16 protein-coding genes are annotated in these 17,924 nt (G+C 40.8%); 9 read left to right on the top strand and 7 right to left on the bottom strand.

Translation table 11 applies throughout. The annotated features are described in order from the left end of the window. Positions 1-5: 5 nt before the first annotated feature. The 3 genes from HT99x_RS06765 (at position 6) to HT99x_RS06755 (ending at position 4,516) form a co-directional block, all read left to right on the top strand. A complete protein-coding gene (locus HT99x_RS06765) occupies positions 6-860 on the top strand; it encodes a hypothetical protein (protein WP_075066384.1) in 855 nt (284 codons plus the stop codon). Between the two features lie 135 nt (positions 861-995). Then, the gene (locus tag HT99x_RS06760) at positions 996-1,463 is read left to right on the top strand and encodes a hypothetical protein (protein ID WP_075066385.1); all 468 of its coding nucleotides are present in this window, start codon (positions 996-998) and stop codon (positions 1,461-1,463) included. A 20-nt stretch (positions 1,464-1,483) separates the two neighbouring features. Beyond that, entirely contained in the window at positions 1,484-4,516 is a 3,033-nt protein-coding gene (locus tag HT99x_RS06755; RefSeq protein WP_075066386.1) for a putative type IV secretion/conjugal transfer ATPase, read from the top strand. Between the two features lie 103 nt (positions 4,517-4,619). Here HT99x_RS06755 and HT99x_RS06750 read toward each other — a convergent pair whose 3' ends face one another. After that, a complete protein-coding gene (locus tag HT99x_RS06750; protein ID WP_075066387.1) occupies positions 4,620-6,422 on the bottom strand; it encodes an ATP-binding cassette domain-containing protein in 1,803 nt (600 codons plus the stop codon). 350 nt (positions 6,423-6,772) lie between these two features. Between HT99x_RS06750 and HT99x_RS06745 the strand changes: the two genes are divergently transcribed. From HT99x_RS06745 to HT99x_RS06735, 3 genes are read left to right on the top strand one after another with little or no spacing between them, the layout of a single operon-like run. Then, on the top strand, positions 6,773-7,327 hold the full coding sequence (locus HT99x_RS06745) for a hypothetical protein (RefSeq protein WP_075066388.1): 555 nt from the start codon (positions 6,773-6,775) through the stop codon (positions 7,325-7,327). Next, complete coding sequence (gene icmJ, locus HT99x_RS06740) at positions 7,328-7,942, top strand: type IVB secretion system protein IcmJDotN (RefSeq protein ID WP_075066389.1); 615 nt, start codon at positions 7,328-7,330, stop codon at positions 7,940-7,942. Positions 7,943-7,986: 44 nt separating this feature from the next. Beyond that, a complete protein-coding gene (locus HT99x_RS06735; RefSeq protein WP_102134643.1) occupies positions 7,987-8,436 on the top strand; it encodes a type IV secretion protein IcmD in 450 nt (149 codons plus the stop codon). Between the two features lie 144 nt (positions 8,437-8,580). On the opposite strand, the gene HT99x_RS06730 is transcribed toward HT99x_RS06735, so the two are convergent. Beyond that, positions 8,581-9,789, bottom strand: a complete 1,209-nt coding sequence (locus HT99x_RS06730; protein ID WP_075066390.1) for a caspase family protein — start codon at positions 9,787-9,789, stop codon at positions 8,581-8,583. Positions 9,790-9,970: 181 nt separating this feature from the next. Here HT99x_RS06730 and dapD point away from each other — a divergent pair, with 181 nt between their 5' ends. Together dapD and dapE are read left to right on the top strand one after the other, a co-directional pair. Further along, the gene (dapD, locus tag HT99x_RS06725) at positions 9,971-10,816 is read left to right on the top strand and encodes a 2,3,4,5-tetrahydropyridine-2,6-dicarboxylate N-succinyltransferase (protein ID WP_075066391.1); all 846 of its coding nucleotides are present in this window, start codon (positions 9,971-9,973) and stop codon (positions 10,814-10,816) included. Next, positions 10,813-11,949, top strand: a complete 1,137-nt coding sequence (dapE, locus tag HT99x_RS06720; RefSeq protein ID WP_075066392.1) for a succinyl-diaminopimelate desuccinylase — start codon at positions 10,813-10,815, stop codon at positions 11,947-11,949. The genes dapD and dapE overlap by 4 nt, the downstream gene beginning before the upstream one ends. 141 nt (positions 11,950-12,090) lie before the next feature. On the opposite strand, the gene tsaB is transcribed toward dapE, so the two are convergent. After that, the gene (gene tsaB / locus HT99x_RS06715) at positions 12,091-12,807 is read right to left on the bottom strand and encodes a tRNA (adenosine(37)-N6)-threonylcarbamoyltransferase complex dimerization subunit type 1 TsaB (protein ID WP_075066393.1); all 717 of its coding nucleotides are present in this window, start codon (positions 12,805-12,807) and stop codon (positions 12,091-12,093) included. Between the two features lie 116 nt (positions 12,808-12,923). Here tsaB and HT99x_RS06710 point away from each other — a divergent pair, with 116 nt between their 5' ends. After that, positions 12,924-14,309, top strand: a complete 1,386-nt coding sequence (locus HT99x_RS06710; protein ID WP_075066394.1) for an alpha/beta hydrolase family protein — start codon at positions 12,924-12,926, stop codon at positions 14,307-14,309. Here HT99x_RS06710 and HT99x_RS06705 read toward each other — a convergent pair. From HT99x_RS06705 to HT99x_RS06690, 4 genes are all read right to left on the bottom strand, one after another. Then, entirely contained in the window at positions 14,295-14,798 is a 504-nt protein-coding gene (locus tag HT99x_RS06705) for a hypothetical protein (protein WP_075066395.1), read from the bottom strand. The two genes, HT99x_RS06710 and HT99x_RS06705, sit on opposite strands and share 15 nt — an antisense overlap. A 68-nt stretch (positions 14,799-14,866) precedes the next feature. Continuing rightward, a complete protein-coding gene (locus HT99x_RS06700) occupies positions 14,867-15,388 on the bottom strand; it encodes a hypothetical protein (protein ID WP_075066396.1) in 522 nt (173 codons plus the stop codon). 176 nt (positions 15,389-15,564) lie between these two features. After that, complete coding sequence (gene adk, locus HT99x_RS06695; protein ID WP_075066397.1) at positions 15,565-16,218, bottom strand: adenylate kinase; 654 nt, start codon at positions 16,216-16,218, stop codon at positions 15,565-15,567. A gap of 211 nt (positions 16,219-16,429) precedes the next feature. Next, positions 16,430-17,917 (bottom strand): hypothetical protein, encoded by a 1,488-nt coding sequence (locus tag HT99x_RS06690; RefSeq protein WP_139016600.1) that lies wholly within the window; start codon positions 17,915-17,917, stop codon positions 16,430-16,432. Positions 17,918-17,924 lie beyond the last annotated feature (7 nt).

Raw genomic sequence — 17,924 nt, 5'->3', positions numbered from 1 at the left:
GTTAAATGGGCGATAATATGAACGATGACAAAGACAAAAATGCAGATGATCAGCTCGACGAATTTGAAGAAGAGTTTGAGTTTGAAACTGAAGGCGAAGAAGAAGATGCTTTAGCGCCTGAAGAATTCGAAACTGAAGAAGAGGAAGCTGCTGAGCCAGTCGCGAAAGAACCTCGTAAAAACATGTTATTGCCTATTGCAATTGCAGCGGCAGTCGTGGGCTTTATTGGCTGGAAAGTGGTTGGCATGTTCACCGATAAACCAGAACCTGCGCCTGCACCAGCTAAGCCTGCGCCAAAAGTTGAAGAACCGGCTCCTGCACCTGCGCCCGTTGAGAAAGCAGCGCCACAATCTTCCCTCCCTTCTATGATGGACGCACAAAATGTGATTCCACAAGAAGTCACGGCAACAGAAGCTTCTTTAACGAAACTGCAAAAGAAATTAGAAGAGCAAGATACGGCTATTAAACAACGCTTGTCCACTTTAGAAAAAGAGCTGGCAACCGCAAACCAAAATGTTGCTCAATCTAATGTGAATGTTAATAAGCTGCAAAATGATCTTGCTGCTCTCAATGCTGCTGTTCAAGAATTAATGAACCAACTGAAAGTTATTCATGAAGAACGAGAAAAACAACAGCAAGCTAAAGTATCCAAAAAAGCGACCGCTACCCGTAAAGTTGAAAGCGCTAATCCTTCATTGAGCGTTTATGCAATTATCCCTGGGCGAGCTTGGTTACGTTCCGGCAGCGGCAAAACCATCACCGTCTCTGAGGGTGATTCCGTTGGGGAATATGGCAAAGTGATTAAAATTGATGCAGGTAACGGTGTCGTGATCACTTCTTCAGGCGTGACGTTACGTTAATCCAGATCTAGTCGCTGTTGTTGGTTTTGCGAAGCTCTCCTTGAGAGCGAGGACAATGACAGCGAAAAAGTTAACTGCTGTGAGTAACAAACAATAAAAGATATTTCTAAAAATATCTTTTGGGAAAGGATGCCTATGTTTGACTATGAACAATTGGTGGCTATTTTCACCACTGCACGCGTTACGAAAGTAATGTTAATGGCAGCAGGTGTTACTTTGCTAATCCATGGCACGTACCATCAACTTAGAGGTCAGCAAATACTAGGGGGCATTTTAACCCTATTCCCTTTCACGCTGCATTACTCTTTTGCAACCCTATTTGCATTAACCTCAAGTGCTGAATCGTTAGAATTAATTGCTTACTTGCCACTGATTCAATTGGAAAGATGGCAAGAAATGAATGAAATCATCATACAAGGGATGAAATTAATTGGTTATTTAGCAATTGCTGCAAGCATGTATAGCTTTGGCCAATATTACTACAAAGGCAACCAGATACTGCGAACATCGGATTGCATCCTGCTTAATGGTGTTGGTTTCGTTTTTATTTATTTTATTGATATATCACATTTAATATCTCGAATGATTGATAAAATCTCATAATAGAGATAAAGAGAGGAAGAATGAGGACGTTTGTCGATTCATTATTAGATAACATCGATGCTTTCTTGGGTTGGTTAGGTTCTTCCCTTGGTCAAACAGCCGATCATTTTTGTACAATTGAAACCGCTGATAGCCGTCATACTTTAGTTGCAAGAGATGGCTCGTTGGTCTCTATCATTCGGGTGCATGGTGCAACAGAATTAGTCGGACCACAAGAATTCGACAAAATTCATAAAGGATTAATTAATACTTTATCCCCTGCATTATCTCGCCCAGGTCATGCCGTGCAAATGTATTTTCATTATGACAAAGATCTGGTGAAAGATGAGATCCGAGATATTTTTCGACCAGCGATGGCAACCTGTGACCGATTAAAAATGAATCTGCAAGATTTATTTGAAGAGCGCATTAACCATCTTTCAAAATTTTGTGCCACTGAAAATTGCTTTTTGGTACTTTGGACGAGGCCTAATTCTCTTTCTAAAACACAATTAGAACAATCTAATAAAGCAAAATTAGAACGCTCCAAAGACATTAAAATTCCGCCCATCAAGCATGCACAAAATATTTTGTCAGCGGTTCCTGAATTGCGCGAAACGCACGATTCATTTGTCCGTTCTGCGATTAATGATATGCGCGATGTGAATCTGTATGCCGTATTGCTTGATGTTCACCAAGCTGTTTTTGAAATGCGTAAAAGCGTTGATCCTGAATATACCGACCGAGAATGGCGCCCTGTCCTACCGGGTGATAGGATCCCAATGCGAAATCTCAAAGATCCGACCGGACGTGATATTTCTGAAGTCATGTGGCCACCGCTTGTACCGCAAATTATCCCAAGAGATGGCGAAGTAATTAATCTGCGTTCTTGTCGGATTGGTGATAAAATTTATTCAACCCATTACATCGATCTTTTTCCTCAAGAAATTAAGCCATTTTTTGAATTATTCAAAAAAGCGATCCATTCTCGTTTCCCTTGGCGGATTTCATTTTTAATTGAAAGTGATGGCATTCGAACTTTGGGTGTTAAACCAGTCTTAGCTTCTATTTTGAGCTTTGCTTCCTCGCAAAATCCTTTAATTTGCGATGCGGCAGAATTATTGAAGTTTTTAGATTCCAGCACTGACTACGCAATCGTTAAATTCCGTGTCACCGCTAGCACATGGGCTGGCGTTGGCGAAGAGCGTTTATTAAGAACGCGCTCAGCTGAATTAGCAAAAGCAATGCAAAGTTGGGGACATTGTGAAGTCGGCGAAATTTCAGGAGATAGTTACGAAGCCGCATTAACCACGGCTTTAGGGATTAGCACCAACAGCATTGCAACCGCTTCTGCAGCTCCTTTGAATGATGTTTGTTATATGCTGCCCTTTACCCGCCCTGCTTCCCCTTGGGTAACCGGAGCAACCCTATTTCGTTCACCGGATGGTAAACCTTGGCCTTATCAACCCGGTTCAACTCAACAAACCACTTGGATTGACTTAGTTTATGCAAGACCAGGTTCGGGTAAATCGGTACTCTCGAACTCCATCAATCTTGCATTGTGCTTACAAGGTGGTATTGCTCGTTTACCCCGTATCGCAATCGTCGATATTGGACCGTCAAGCTCGGGACTGATTTCTTTGATTAAAGAATCTTTACCTAAAGAACAACGACATTTGGCAGCTTACCATCGTTTACGGATGACTCCACAATATTCCATTAACCCCTTTGATACACAACTGGGTTGTCGCTACCCTACCCCATTAGAGCGTAGCTTCTTGGTCAACTTCATTACCTTGCTTGCAACACCGATTGGTGAAGCAAAAGCCTACGACGGTATTTCTGATATGGCAGGGATGATTGTCGATGAGCTTTTCAAGGCCCTCTCTGATACACAAAACCCCAACAAATATACGCGCGATCTTGAGCCTGGGGTCGATAAAATATTAGATGAGATCAATTTTCAAACCGATGCGCATACTTCCTGGTGGGAAGTGGTTGATGCTCTCTTTAAGTCTGACAAAGTGCATGAAGCTGTTTTAGCACAACGTTACTGCTCTCCTTTGATTGCCGATGCGGTTTCCATCTGCCGAACGAAAGTGGTCGAAGATTTATATGGCAAGATTGTTGCACCAACCGGCGAACCATTAATCACCGCTTTTGGTCGTATGCTTTCTGCTGCGGTACGTGAATATCCTATTTTATCGCGTATTACCCAATTCGATTTAGGGGAATCTCGCGTTATTTCATTAGACTTAGACGAAGTTGCTAAAACCGGTGGTGAGGCAGCTGATCGCCAAACAGCCGTTATGTACATGTTAGCTCGTTATATTATGGCAAAAAGTTTCTATCTCACTGAAGATAATTTAGAAGATTTTCCTAAACAATATCATGATTATCACCGTCAACGTATTCTGCAAATTCGTGAGGATCCTAAGCGACTGGTGATGGATGAATTCCATCGAACGTCTAAAGCGCAAGCTGTACGTGATCAAGTCGTTGTTGACATGCGTGAAGGTCGAAAATGGAAAGTTCAAGTTGCTCTATTATCACAATCTTTAGACGACTTTGACTCTGTGATGGTTGAGTTTGCTACTGCGATTTTCATTATGGATGCAGGCCCTCAACAAGCGATTGATAAGTCGGTGAAAACCTTTGGTCTGTCAGAAACCGCTAAAATTGCTTTAGCAACCCGAGTGCATGGTCCACGTGCCGAAGGTGCAACATTCTTGGCGCAATTTGCTACCAAATTAGGTATGAATACCCAATTATGTACCAGTACTTTAGGACCCATTGAATTATGGGCATTTAACACCACGGCTGAAGATGCCAGAATTCGTAACGCGCTTTATAAAAAGATTGGTGCTAACGAAACGCGAAAGCTGTTGGCAATGTTATATCCGGGCGGTAGTGCGGCTAAAGTGGTTGAAGAGCGTTTAGCAAAACGTAAAGAAGGTGGTGAAAAAATTGATGACGGTGTTTCTAATAGCGTGATTGATGAGTTAATTGATGAAATCTTGAAGATTTATGAAGGAACGACTTCAGGAGCTGCGCAAATTTCATTGCAAGTTTAAGTAGGTATTTGTCGCCCCAGCGTAGGCTGGGGCCCAGGTATCTCAAAGTCTAGATGCGAGCGTTCGCTGGCATGACAAGATTACTCCCAACTACCCTGGCTTTTTACCTTACGCTTCTTCTGGTTGTGCGTCTCGTCCCCTTTTCAACCTCTTGAGTCGCTGATGCTTTCTTTTGTTCGGTCAGCTTTTGCTTATCAAAGATAACTCTATTATCAAACATTCTATTTTTATGCGTTGAATTTACTTTTTCTTCAAGCACTTCATGATCAATATAAATAATGGTCGCTTTAGGTAAACATTTCTTTAATAAGCGCTCGCTCATTTGTCGCGCTTTTCCATCAAGTGCCGAGAAGGGTTCATCCATTAATAACAACTTAGGTGCTTTAAGAATGGCACGAATGAGAGCAATACGTTGAGCTTCACCCCCACTTAAGGTCTTACTCCAATCTTTGGTTTTTTCTGCGTTAGTTAATAAATGCGTTAACTGAAACTCTTTCATTAAAGCATCCATTTTCTTGCGCTGTTCTTGTGTTATGGTTGCAGTTGTGGGATACAAAATAGCTTCATACAAAGAAACATGCATTGGAAAATAAGGCTTTTGCGCCACAATATGCATATTTGATTGATTCTCTGGTAACGTAATTTTACCTTCCACATAAGGCCATAACCCCGCTAAAGTACGAAATAGCGTTGACTTACCAACGCCTGAAGGGCCTTGTATCATGGTGATTTGAGCATTTTTGAAAGCAAATTGCTTTTGTGACAGCAGGTTATTACCATCAGGCTTATGAATGCAAATATTAGAAAATGATAAGATTTTTCCTTGTTGCGTTGTTAACTTGCACTCTTTATCAATGACATCCCATTCTTGCATCTGATTTTCTAAATCACAAATTTTACCTGCCAAAACTTCTAACGTCGTTACATCTTGGTAATAGTCGTGACGCCAAGTAAAAAAACCAATAACTCTTGCAAAATAATCACTAATAATTAATACATTATCAATGCTAATGGCTTTCGCGACAATTTGTGGAACACTTAAGAGAAATCCAATAAAAAACCGCAATTGCTCATTCATGGCGGTACAAAATGCAAATGCTGACTGCAATCGACTCAAGGTTGCTTTATACAGTGCATTTCGTTCTAGTATTTTTATAACGTTACTTTCTTCTTTGTTGCTCGCTCTTAATAATTCAATGCCTTCTGCATTTTTTTCAATATGGTGTAAGGTTGCTTCTAATTCGTTCAGATTGTCATGCTTTTGCTCTGTTGCTCTACGTAAGTTTTTACCTATTTTGGTAATAACATAATTATTGAGTAAAGAGTAAGCAATGGCAGCAATCGCCATATAACCTGGGATCACAAAAGCAAAAGTTGAAATTTGCAAAGTTAATGGCATAGAAAGTTGCCATAATCCATAAAGCCCAACGAGAAAACTAAAAAAAGTATTAAGATAGCTATCGCCCAGCATCACGACCAAACGATTACTTTCTTGAACCGCTTTACCAAGGACAGGCGCGGCATTGGGCACCTTGGGTTTGGGTAAAAAATTAACGCCAAAATAGGCCTTCGATTTAATCCACCGCCCTACATAATGCTTGGTTAATAAATCATCTAAATGAGTTGTCAGTTTATCAACCGTAAACGCGTTCAATGCTGCCGTCAGCGTATAGATACAAACGGAGATCACTAAGGGCATAATCGCGCGAAAAAAAGCATAATAAGTAATAGCAGGTAATCCAAGTACCCCAAAGAATTGATTAAAGGAACTGTTGATCAATATTAACAAAGCTGCCTGACTTGCGTTGCCTGCAATCAACAACCCGGCATAGAACCATTGCCAGAAATCTTTTTTATTAAAGGTAAAGAAGGGTTGGTAGGCTGTTCGTATCGATTGTAGGGCCACAAATCACTTCATATCAATTATTTTGGAAGATAGCTACCATAATAACAAACCCTGTAGTTGTCAACTTAAACAGCATCAGGATATTACGCTTTTTTTAATAAATAGTGTATATTCTGCGCTCTTTTTTATTTTATACATCAACCTATTAACCTATAACGAATTACCCCTTTAACTATTAACAAACAACATCAAAATGAACGGTAAAAAGTGGAACTTTGCGCATACCCCTTAGTCAAAATCGTTAAAAAGACAGCTCACAATCAGTGGCACTTGTAAAAATAAGGAGATGGCGTGATGATAATTGATGTAAGTTTGGTGTTAAACTTATATAGGTAAGGTAGGTGATTTAAATGGACGCATCGGCATTTAGTATCGACATAGCTTTGAGCAATCTATCTGCCGCCTTTGGCAGTATAGAAACTCTGGTTAAAGCTTTATCGTACATTATCGGTCTCACATTGTTTGTGAGAGGGGTTATGATGTATCGCATTTTTGCAACCCAAACGCTAAGTTCCGCGCAAAAAGGTGAAATTGCGGGCCCATTTGTATTTATCATGGTTGGCGCTTTATTAATCTATTTTCCAAGCACATTGAGAGCCTCTTTAACAACTGTTTTTGGAACCGGCGATATTAGTGGTACGCAAGATCTGATTTCCTATTCAGGTTTGTCGGGCTTTGAGAAATGGGACGCCATTAAAGATGTTGTCATTAAATACATGTATTTGATTGGATTAATCGCATTTGTAAGAGGTTGGGTCATTTTATCGAAAATGGGGCACTCTGGTGCGCAACCAGGTAGCCTTGGTAAAGGGCTTATTCACGTGATTGGCGGTATTTTCTTAGTCAATATTGTAGACACATTCAACTTGCTAGCAACGACATTAGGCTATACGGGCGGTACATAAATGGAGCTATTACCCATTACATTAGGCGCACAACGTGGTGCATGGCGGCTTTATTCAGCTCGTAAGCGAAATAATACCTTTCTCGCTTTAAAAAAGCGTATTTTACAACGTGATAATTATACTTGCCGTTTTTGTGGTTTTTTTGCGAAAGAATTTCAAGAAATTATTAACATTGATCAAAATTATAAAAACAACAAAATGGATAATTTAGCGACTGCATGCTGTTTTTGTGCACAATGCTTCTTTATTGATTCCGTGGGTTTAGATAGCAACACCGGTGGCAACGTTGTTCATATTCCTGAAATCAGCCAAGCCGATTTAAATAATTTTTGCAGAGTGCTTTATTGTTCACTTGATAAAGAATCTGCTTATAAAGGAAAACTCCAAGCAGTTTATATGAGTTTAAAGGATAGGAGTAAAGAAGTGATTAATTGCTTCGGCCCAGATTCAAGCGATCCCAGAGTCTTTGGCCAAGGTTTATTGGACGCATCACTTAGCAAGGATGAATTACAACATGAGGTGCTAAAGCACTTACGGTTATTACCTTCCAGAAAATCATTTTCTGTGCAGATTGATTACTGGAAAAAAACTGTTTTTGCGAAGGTTCCTCTTTAAAGATACTTGACTTAAAAACTAACCTCGATAAAGGAGAAAACGTTATGAAAACGACCATGGTAAAAGCGAGTACGTCCTCGTCGAATGCACTGTGGACGCTATGTGCATACTTCGGAACGTTGCTTGCTCTATTTCTTATTTCAAATATTGTGTTTGCCGGCGGCACTTCCTCACAAGAAGGCAGCCTTGGTGATGTTGCAGATACTATAACAACCAGCATGACCGGGGTCGCAAAATTAATCACTGCAACAAGTTATGTCGCAGGGGTAGGTTTTGCATTAATGGGTATGTTAAAACTCAAAGCGCATAAAGATAACCCAACCCAAGTATCCTTAAGCCAACCAATTGTTTTATTAGCAATTGCTGCAGGCTTAGTGTTCTTACCCAGCCTTATCAAAACAGCAGGTTCTACTGTTTGGAAAGGGGGTGGTGACACAGTAGGTGCTACTGGTACGGGTGGTGAAAGTCTTGGTAAAGGTAGCAGTGGCGGTTAAACCACGCAGGGTTACCTGCCAAGGAGATTCTCCTTCATGTTGAGGCAAGCGACCACGATTGTGGTCGCTTTTTTTATACGGCTCGAATGTGAAATAAAAATACTCTCGTCATTGCGACCCAGAGCGTAGCGAAGGGGAAGCAATTTAATGAACTCTTCTTCGTGGAAATTGAAGTTGTTGTTCATCATTTCTAGCCGTTTCACCTTGTGAAACTTGTACGGGGCGAAGACCTGCATTATCTCGCAGGTATTGTGCAAAGCCTAAAAGGTATGGTTTCGCTTCTTCTTCGGTTATAACGCCTGTAGTGACAGGTGCCATGATTTTCTTTTGTTTAGCTGCTAATTGTCCTTCAAATGAAAAATCAGGACGTTGCTCATAACCTCTGCTGTTTAACCAAGCAATCATTTCATCATTTAAAGGCTTCATGGCCGCTTTTGAACCACTTAAGAAAACATCTAAAATCTTATGAAAACCATATTTTTCAATCATTGCTCTTAAACAAGCGGTAAAGGCCCCTTGTGCCTGACCGGAGATGACGGTATCCGCCGAGGTTTGCTTCATTAGGCAACCACTTAATACCACGGCATAACCATGAAGATTGGCCGATAATGAAGGTTTTGAAGACGATGATGACGAAGGATGAAGCCACTGCTGAAGATTCTCTAATAACCCTTTTTCTTCGGTAGAACTTGCAGGTTCTGTTTGCGTTTGATGATGTTGACTATGGCCTTTCTTTTCTTTCTCTTTTTTTACATGCTTATGTTTGTCGTGTTTATCATGTGAGGCTTTTTTCTTCTCTTTTTGGGGAGTAACGGTTTCTACTTGTGACTCTTTAGATGAGCTCGATACAGGATGATGTAATCCTCTGTCAGAATGGGTTACATTTTTCTCGTATAAATTATTTTCAAGATTGAACATATCTCCTGAATGGCAACAATCTAATGCCGAAACAAACCGCGCACCTGGAACCAATTTTTTTATCACATTATGCAATTCATAATCGGCTATTAATTCGATTTCGCTGTTATTGAGGGCGCAAATGGCTTCACCTTCAACTTTACGAAAAAATTGTTGTCCCAAGGAATTGGTGCCATGGCCACTGTAATGGAAGAAGATAATGTCATCCGGCTTTGCCTTCGCAACCAAGCTGTTTAGCGCATTTAAGATATTATCTTTCGTTGGTGCATTAGCAACACCTTCATAATCATCTGATAACACTTGAATGTTTTTTGCAGGTACCCCACCCTTTTGCAAAATTTTTGCCATTTCTTCAATATCTTCAACACAACCGTTTAATTTATTTGATGTGCCAACATAATTAATTCCAACGAGCAATCCATAATAATTAGCCATGTCAATCTCCGTTATCTTATTTTTAGCGAGAGATTGCATTATTTTCATTTAATCTTTTGCAAACAAGTCATAATATTTACAGTTTTTTTTTGCAGCGAGAAACAAAATTTTTAGATTTGTTTGCTAACTTTATTGTTGCTTTTTCATTTACAAAAATGCCCTATCTCTTTATGCTGTTGTCATGAACACATTAGAAGCCACAACCCTTATTGAACAAGCTTTTGCAGCGCGTGAAACTATTACGCCCCAACAAGCCTCCCCTGCTTTACGTCAAGCGATAGCGCTTATTATTGCACAGTTAGAAAGTGGCGAATGTCGCGCGGCGACGTGCATTGCACCCGGTCAATGGGAAGCCAATCAAGTTGCAAAACAAGCTATTTTGTTAAATTTTCGTTTGCAGGAAAACCAGCTAATAGAGGGTGGTTTTACGCGATTTTACGATAAAGTTCCGATGCAGTTTATGCAGCACACCGCAGAGGACTTTAGCAAAATGGGCTCTCGTATTGTGCCCCCTGCTTGCGTGCGCCAAGGCGCTTATATCGGCCCTAATACCATTTTAATGCCATCCTACGTCAATATTGGCGCTTATGTGGGCGAAGGAACGATGATTGATACCTGGGCCACCGTCGGCTCTTGTGCGCAAATTGGTCGTTACGTTCATCTATCCGGTGGGGTTGGCATTGGTGGGGTGTTAGAGCCTTTACAAGCATCACCTACCATTATCGAAGATCATTGCTTTATTGGTGCTCGCTCTGAAATCGTGGAAGGCGTGATTGTCGAAGAAGGCGCTGTGATTTCAATGGGTGTTTACATTGGCCAAAGCACTCGGATTTATGATAGAGAAAATGACACTATTTTATACGGTAAAGTCCCCCAAGATTCCGTGGTGGTACCAGGTACCCTTCCTGCTGCCAATGGCAAATATGGACTTTATTGTGCCGTTATTGTAAAACGGGTCGATGCGAAAACCCGGGCAAAAGTAGGTATTAATAGTATTTTACGTGATGCAGCTGAGAGTGACGCTTGAGATCGAAAACCTTAGAACTGGCTTGTGATTTATTATCACGTCCTTCCGTTACCCCCAAAGATGAAGGCTGCCAACAGCTTCTTGAAAGCTACTTAACGGCAATGGGATTTACTGTTGAACATCATATTATCAATAATGTGAGCAATTTATTTGCCATTCGAGGCACCCAAAAACCCACTTTATGTTTTGCAGGCCATACCGATGTTGTACCCGCAGGTGATTTAAGCAGTTGGCGCACGCCACCTTTTACGCCAACCATTGAAAAAAATAAACTCTATGCTCGCGGTGCAGCAGATATGAAAAGCAGCATTGCGGCAATGATTACTGCTTGCGAACGATTTATTCAGCTTTATCCAGAACACCCTGGCAGCATTGCTTTTTTAATTACCAGCGATGAAGAAGGCCCTGCTTTAGATGGCACTCAAGCTATTTTAAAAATATTAGAAGCGCGCCAACAGATCCCCGAGTGGTGTTTAGTGGGAGAGCCTTCAAGTACCGTGAAACTTGCCGATACAGCAAAAATAGGACGGCGTGGCTCACTAACCGGTTATTTAAAAATCATTGGCAAACAAGGGCATGTGGCTTACCCTCAGCTCGCACTGAACCCTATTCATCAAGCCTTTATTCCTTTAGCAGAAATTGCTGCAATCACGTGGGATCAAGGCACTGAATTTTTCCCTCCTTCCTCGCTGCAATTTGCCAATATTCAAGCAGGAACAGGTGCGGCCAATGTGATTCCCGGGATATTAGAAACCAATTTTAATTTGCGTTTTTCACCTGAAACAACACCTGAACATATTCAAGCAACCGTTGAAGGCATTTTGCAAAAACACGGTTGTGAATACCATATTGATTGGATTTTGGGCGGTAAACCGTTTTATACCGCTCCTGATAATGATTTCATTCGCAAGGTAGCGACTACTATTGAAAAGACCTTAGGCTATGCTCCCCTCTTGTCTACTACAGGGGGTACTTCCGATGGCCGCTTTTTTGCACAATATGGCACGCAAGTGATCGAAGTAGGTCCTGTCAACGCAACGATTCATCAAGTGAATGAGTGTATTGATATTGATGAGTTAGAGCAGCTGTCAGCGCTGTATGAAGCGATATTGGTTAATTTGTTTGTTTCTTAAAATCTCCCCACTCACTTTGTTCGTGACCCTCTTTTATTCAAAGAGGGTGAATTGACGCTTCGCGTCATTTGATGAGCAAAGCGAATCATTCGCCCACTTTGTCAAAAGGGGGCTGCTTGTTTAAAAAACAAGCGGGGGATTTTACTTGTCTATGTGTAATAACTTAACTTTCTTAGACTTCTCCGCCACGTTATCTCGTAAGTAAACCGGTTGCAGTGAATCGGCTCCTACGCCCTTTTTGCCTTGCAGCCACTGCTGATAAGCTAATTCAGCAACCGCTTTTGCATGCGGATATTGGTTCGGTTTGATTTGCCATCCTGCGGGTAAAGGAAAAGTTGGCTCATAGGCCCCCCAACCCGTTCCTGCTAATAAAACGGCTGATTCATCAGCATATTGTAAAGCATGCCCCATCAGCGTAGCGGGTGAACATAATACTTCACACCCCTCGACCGAAATCACATTATGTTGGCGGCAATAGGTTGCGGTATAAACTTCTTGCATTCTGGCATCAATCGCCGCAATAACGCGACCTGGAAAAGCGGTATGCGCCGCTAATGCCTCAAGTGAAGAAATTTCATAAACCGGCTTGTTAAGGCCAAACCCAATCCCCTGGGCAATCCCTACCCCTATTCGTACCCCAGTAAAGCTACCTGGGCCTCGAGTTACCGCGATGGCTGCCATATCAGCCAGTTTCAAACCTGTTTCAGCTAATAATGCTTCAATCATGGGGATTAATAAGGTTGTATGCGCTTTAGGCGTCATTTCATCACGCCAAACGCAACCATTGGCATGCAATATCGCGGCAGAGCAGGCCTCTGTAGAAGTATCAATTGCTAAAAAAGTGGGTTTGGGGTTCATGTCGCTGATATTAAGTCAGCTTATAAGAAGTGTCTAGCCATTTATCTTTTAATTATATCAATAACCTTTCTCACTAATTAAGCTGGCAAACAAATGTAATTTTATTGAGCTTATCCATGGCAACAGACGGCATTACACTTAATTTAGAAGCAATTGCACGCAAAAATGCAGAACATCCAAAGCACATTTTGGAATTTGCCAGTGCCCACTATGCCTGCTGCATGTCTTATTATTTAGCCGAGAAAGGCTTTGCCCATCCCAAAGAAATCTTACAATTGAATGATGATGGCTCCTATTCCTATCACGTGGTTAAACAATTACCAATGGTATTGGGAATGTATGGCTATATCCTCCTGCCTAAAGATCGCAATGATCCTAATATCAAAATCGTTTTTCGCGGTACTGATTTTATTGATGAGAACAGTGCCTTAATTAATTTAGAGTCCGAGGGTCCAAGTAGCGATAGCTTTCCAAAAATAAAGGATGCCGTCATGGCCTACGTAAAAAAGGCTATACAAGATCATTATGGTACGACAGCTAGCAATTTGAAAATTCAGGTCAGTGGTCACAGCCAAGGCTCATCAACAAGTCAACTATTCGTTAACGCATTTTTGAAAGAACGTGCTCAAACAAATGATTTTGATCATATTGATACTTTAACCATGACTAATTTAAATGATCCCGGTGTCTCACCCGAAATTCGGATGGAAACCGATGATCTTGCTACGTGCCAAGCTGAAATTGGCAAACCTATTGAATTGCGAGCCAACTTTGGCATGGTAGGCGGTGATATTGTCCAAACGCTTGCCCAAGATATGAGTTTAGTTCGACTACCTCCTGAAATATGTAGAGTTACATTGCTTAAAATTGATAAAGGTTTAGAAGGAAACTGGCGTAAAAATCTCAATTTACGTAATGGTCTACAATGGCATGAACTTTTCAATATGCTTATAGATGCAAAAGAAGGCGTTGAGGGCTCACATTCTAATATTAATTTTTTCACGTTGAATAAAGCGGATGGGGAAATCAGTACGGTTGAGATTAACGTGCTAAATCCCTATCAACGTTATACCAATAAAGACCCACAAGAGCGTGAAATCCTGCTGAGCGAGTTACTCAATAAAGCCAAGGTGCTCAAGCTTTATGAAGTAGGTTATACCTATCTTGGTATGCCTGCATACTATGGTGCGCAAGCCATTAAATTTGTCGTGAATTCTATTCCATTAACCGCACAAGATTACCTCTATCACATGTTTGGCGAGAATGGATATTGTGCTTATGAACTCTATGAAGCTTATAAAAGGGGCGATCTTAACTGCTTTAGCCCTGTCGCCTTATTCAGCAATGCTGCCAAAAGATTAAAAGACTGGATCAAACCGAAAATTCCTGCACCCTTATTTAAACTCAACGAATTAAGTATTTTGCAAGCGATAACGCGTTCAACCCCCACGAATACTGATGAACCAGCTCAAAGCAGTGCATCCGTATCAAGACGCATTTGACCAAAGCGCATCCCATTCAAGGCCATTTTCGATGGTCCAAATCAGTTCTGACACGCGCTTATATTGTGCTAAAGACATGAGTCCGCGAGCATTATGTGTCGCATTTGTCTTTTGCAACATTGCTTCGGCAATGACAGATTGTGCACCCAGATAAATCGCAAATGGTTGGTAATTGGCTTCATAAAGTACCAGTGCACAAAAATGCCACCCCCCCCCTAGATTTAACTGCCCAATTCGGTGTCCTGATTTTGCTTCATCGAAAATAACGCGACTTTTAACTTGGATCAATTGATTGTCTAAAGGGCCTGACGTTCCAATAAAATCGACACTTTTAATCGGTTTTTGTAAAGGAATAAGCTTTAGCAAACGTGCCGCATCATATTTTGCAAGCTCCGCGCCAATGGGTAAGATTTGACCTGTATTTTGACGATATTCTGCTGCCAGTCGCCGTGTTTCTTGCATCAGTTTATCAATTGAAAAGACTGTCATTACTATTTCCCTAATAAAGAATACCGCTAGTGCATTACTGAACTAGCGGTTTCAAAACCTATATCCTATTAGGCTGCTTTTCGAATGTGCCGGTAATGACGTAAGTGAATTACTTTTTTACCAGCAGTCTTGCGATGACCCGCTTTGTGAGTCTTTCGCGTAGCACCTACTCTTGATTTCGCTTTTGTTTTCGTTTTAGCTTTTGTCCGTGATTTTGCTTTTGTTTTAGCTTTGGTTTTACTTGTCGCCGTTACCTTCGCTAAAGCTTTGGCTTGTTCCTTTTTAAGCTTACGAATAGCTTGCATATGCTTTTTCTGCATTTGCAAACGTAGCTTTTGTGCTTGTTTGGTTTTTTGCGCAAGTTTAGTGCTAAGTGCTTTGCGCATTTTAAGCAACGTTGATTTGTGCTTACGAAGCAATGCAGTGATTTGCTTGATAGCGCGTTTTTCAGCGAGTTTTGCTTGTCGTAGTTTTTGCATCAACTTAGAATGCATAGTGCCTTTCTTCGTTGAATGCTTTGTACGTGTCTTAGCGCGTGTTGTGCGTTTAACACGCGTTTTTGCTTTAGTTTTACGTTTTGTTAATGCCATAATTTGTCTCCCATTAACAGTCCTGCAAAAAGGTGCACATAACTAACATAGCACAAAGTTAGGCTAATTCCACATAAAAATGAGGTTATGCTGATCATATGTTAAGGGGGAAAATGAACAAAATTGGCTGTTTTGGGGAGAAAAACATCCTTCTCCCCATCCGCACACGACCGACTTTAAGCTATATTTCGGAAAATCTCATCGCAAACAACCAGTGGAGGCTGCTCAGCATTGATTTTGATGTATTGCGGGGAATTTTCACTATCTGCCAAGGTTAAGCGCATATAAAATACGGAAACTTGGGAGGTTTGCGCATGATAAATCACCAAACGTTTTCGAATGGTTTCTTCTTTATCATCATCACGTTGAACTAAAGGCTCTCCCGTGACGTCATCATGCCCTGCCCTTGCCGGTGGTTGATATTCAACATGGTAAACCCGCCCTGAGCCCGGATGAACTCTGCGGCCAGATAAACGACGCACAATTTCATCATCGGAGACTTGTAATTCAATGATTTTATCAATTTTCACACCCGATTCCATCAAGGCTTGCGCTTGGCGGACCGTACGAGGAAAACCATCTAATAAAAAACCACTTTTACAATCAGGCTGCTGGATCCGTTCTTTCACTAATTTAATGATAATGTCATCAGAAACTAAATTACCCGCATCCATGGTTGCTTTGATTTGTATTCCCAAAGGCGTTCCATCTGCAACACTCTTTCGCAGCATGTCCCCTGTAGAAATTTGAGGTATTTCATAGCGTTCCATGATGTATTGGGCTTGGGTTCCTTTTCCTGATCCAGGAGGTCCTAGCAGTATTAACCGCATTCTTATGGTTCCTTAGTTTGATGTATGCAAATGATTAATACCCAGAGTTTACAATCCGGCCTACTTTCAAGCAATCAGTTATAGATAATTTGTTTGATAATAAACTAATCGATAATGGTATAATTAGTTGTATAGCTATTTATTATCCCAAGGCTTTTTTGAGAGAATGATACTGTGCAGCATTTTTAATACAGATTATGCACTCACCAATTTAACAGCTACATTTTGTGACCACATTTATCTTAGCTCCTTCACTCGGCTTATTGGCTTTTAAATCCCAACCTTTAGCTTGTTTGGATGCACCAAACAACAAAGGCTTAATGATTATCTGACGATCCATTGCTTTTAATATTGCTAAATCAGCGGGCTCTACTAATTCTCGCAAACTTTGGGTATTGAGAATTTTTCTAACAATGTGAAGATGTTGATTACAAATGTAACGTACGTTAGCTTCGGTCAGTTTTCTACAAAATTTATTGGTCGTCAGGATCATTTTAGCTGCTTTAGGATCATTTGAGGCTAAATACAAAAGGGCTGTACCATGTAATTTTGGATGAAAAGTCTCTGTCTTCAGAATATCTATCGCCAGCTCTTCATTTTGAGTAGAAAAGAAATTGCCATAATAACTCATGCACAGTCGATTGCATAAATGGGGTGTATTTATAACGTACTTAGCGGCAACAGGATGTCTTTTACACAAATCAGCCAGTTCAACATCGTTTACATTGTTAGCCTTAAGAATATGCATCGCAACCGCTTCATGCAGTTTGGCCCAATGATTAATCATGAATTGTGCGTTTGCTCCAAGAAATCTTTGGCAAAGCGTTTCATTTTGCAAAAATTTCATGGCAATTTCAGGATGATAGTCGCCTAATACCTTTACTTCTTGTTCACTTAATCCAAAGGAACATAAAGTTTCAAAGTGATTAATGAAATCTTCTGGTGTATTTATCTCTACATTGAGAGAATATAAAAATGCGAATGATTCATTGGTTTTACTTAACTCTATCAACAATTCAAGATGTTTATAGAGCACTAGCGGTCCTTTCAGATTGGGTTCTGTTAAATCCTCAAAAATGACTGGATCATTGAGAAGCCTTCTGGCAATGATGAGAGAGCTATCTGCAAGCCTCTTTAAGTCCGCTCTGTGATCAAGCTCATCATCGCCAGTGCGTATATTATTATCGAGGATATACTCCGCAATTTCGTGATGTTGGCAACCAAAAAAGCAGACATAATCTCGTATCCTTTGAAGCCATTGTGGATTTGACAAAAGATGCATTGCAACTTGAGGATGATACTTTGTCAGTGTCAATAAATTCTGGCTGTTTACAGATATAACATCATTTTCCAACAAATAAATCGCAAACTCCCTATGACAGCTGATTAATCTCAAAACTTGTCTTTCTGACAAATAAGGGAGCAAAGTGTCGTTTCTTAAAATATGAATCACGCCTTCAGGGCATTTTAAGCAATCTGTAATCAGTTTTTCAAAGGTTGGCTCATCCTGTAAATGACATTCTTTAATCACTTGATGCCAAACCGTGGAAACTGTCGCAAGGTTATTTTGCCCGCGAAGCCCATAACGGGGATAGTGATGTAAAATAGTGGCGACTATTTCAGGCATGCCTAAGGCAATCTGAGCGGAGGATGGGCCGCATTCAGCTATTTTTTCGGAATGTTCAGGACCGAGTTTCATGTTTAAC

Origin of the sequence: Candidatus Berkiella aquae (genome assembly GCF_001431295.2) — a bacterium.
Lineage (GTDB): Bacteria > Pseudomonadota > Gammaproteobacteria > Berkiellales > Berkiellaceae > Berkiella > Berkiella aquae.
The sequence above is the reverse complement of the archived record's forward strand: the minus strand, read 5'-3'. Positions and strand labels throughout refer to the sequence as shown.

Bases quoted from the DNA above. Each gene is read 5' to 3' on its own strand.
- HT99x_RS06765 (WP_075066384.1), top strand. From the start codon at position 6: ATGGGCGATAATATGAACGATGACAAAGACAAAAATGCAGATGATCAG.
- HT99x_RS06760 (WP_075066385.1), top strand. From the start codon at position 996: ATGTTTGACTATGAACAATTGGTGGCTATTTTCACCACTGCACGCGTT.
- HT99x_RS06755 (WP_075066386.1), top strand. From the start codon at position 1,484: ATGAGGACGTTTGTCGATTCATTATTAGATAACATCGATGCTTTCTTG.
- HT99x_RS06745 (WP_075066388.1), top strand. From the start codon at position 6,773: ATGGACGCATCGGCATTTAGTATCGACATAGCTTTGAGCAATCTATCT.
- icmJ (WP_075066389.1), top strand. From the start codon at position 7,328: ATGGAGCTATTACCCATTACATTAGGCGCACAACGTGGTGCATGGCGG.
- HT99x_RS06735 (WP_102134643.1), top strand. From the start codon at position 7,987: ATGAAAACGACCATGGTAAAAGCGAGTACGTCCTCGTCGAATGCACTG.
- HT99x_RS06730 (WP_075066390.1), bottom strand. From the start codon at position 9,789: ATGGCTAATTATTATGGATTGCTCGTTGGAATTAATTATGTTGGCACA.
- dapD (WP_075066391.1), top strand. From the start codon at position 9,971: ATGAACACATTAGAAGCCACAACCCTTATTGAACAAGCTTTTGCAGCG.
- tsaB (WP_075066393.1), bottom strand. From the start codon at position 12,807: ATGAACCCCAAACCCACTTTTTTAGCAATTGATACTTCTACAGAGGCC.
- HT99x_RS06710 (WP_075066394.1), top strand. From the start codon at position 12,924: ATGGCAACAGACGGCATTACACTTAATTTAGAAGCAATTGCACGCAAA.
- HT99x_RS06705 (WP_075066395.1), bottom strand. From the start codon at position 14,798: ATGACAGTCTTTTCAATTGATAAACTGATGCAAGAAACACGGCGACTG.
- HT99x_RS06700 (WP_075066396.1), bottom strand. From the start codon at position 15,388: ATGGCATTAACAAAACGTAAAACTAAAGCAAAAACGCGTGTTAAACGC.
- adk (WP_075066397.1), bottom strand. From the start codon at position 16,218: ATGCGGTTAATACTGCTAGGACCTCCTGGATCAGGAAAAGGAACCCAA.
- HT99x_RS06690 (WP_139016600.1), bottom strand. From the start codon at position 17,917: ATGAAACTCGGTCCTGAACATTCCGAAAAAATAGCTGAATGCGGCCCA.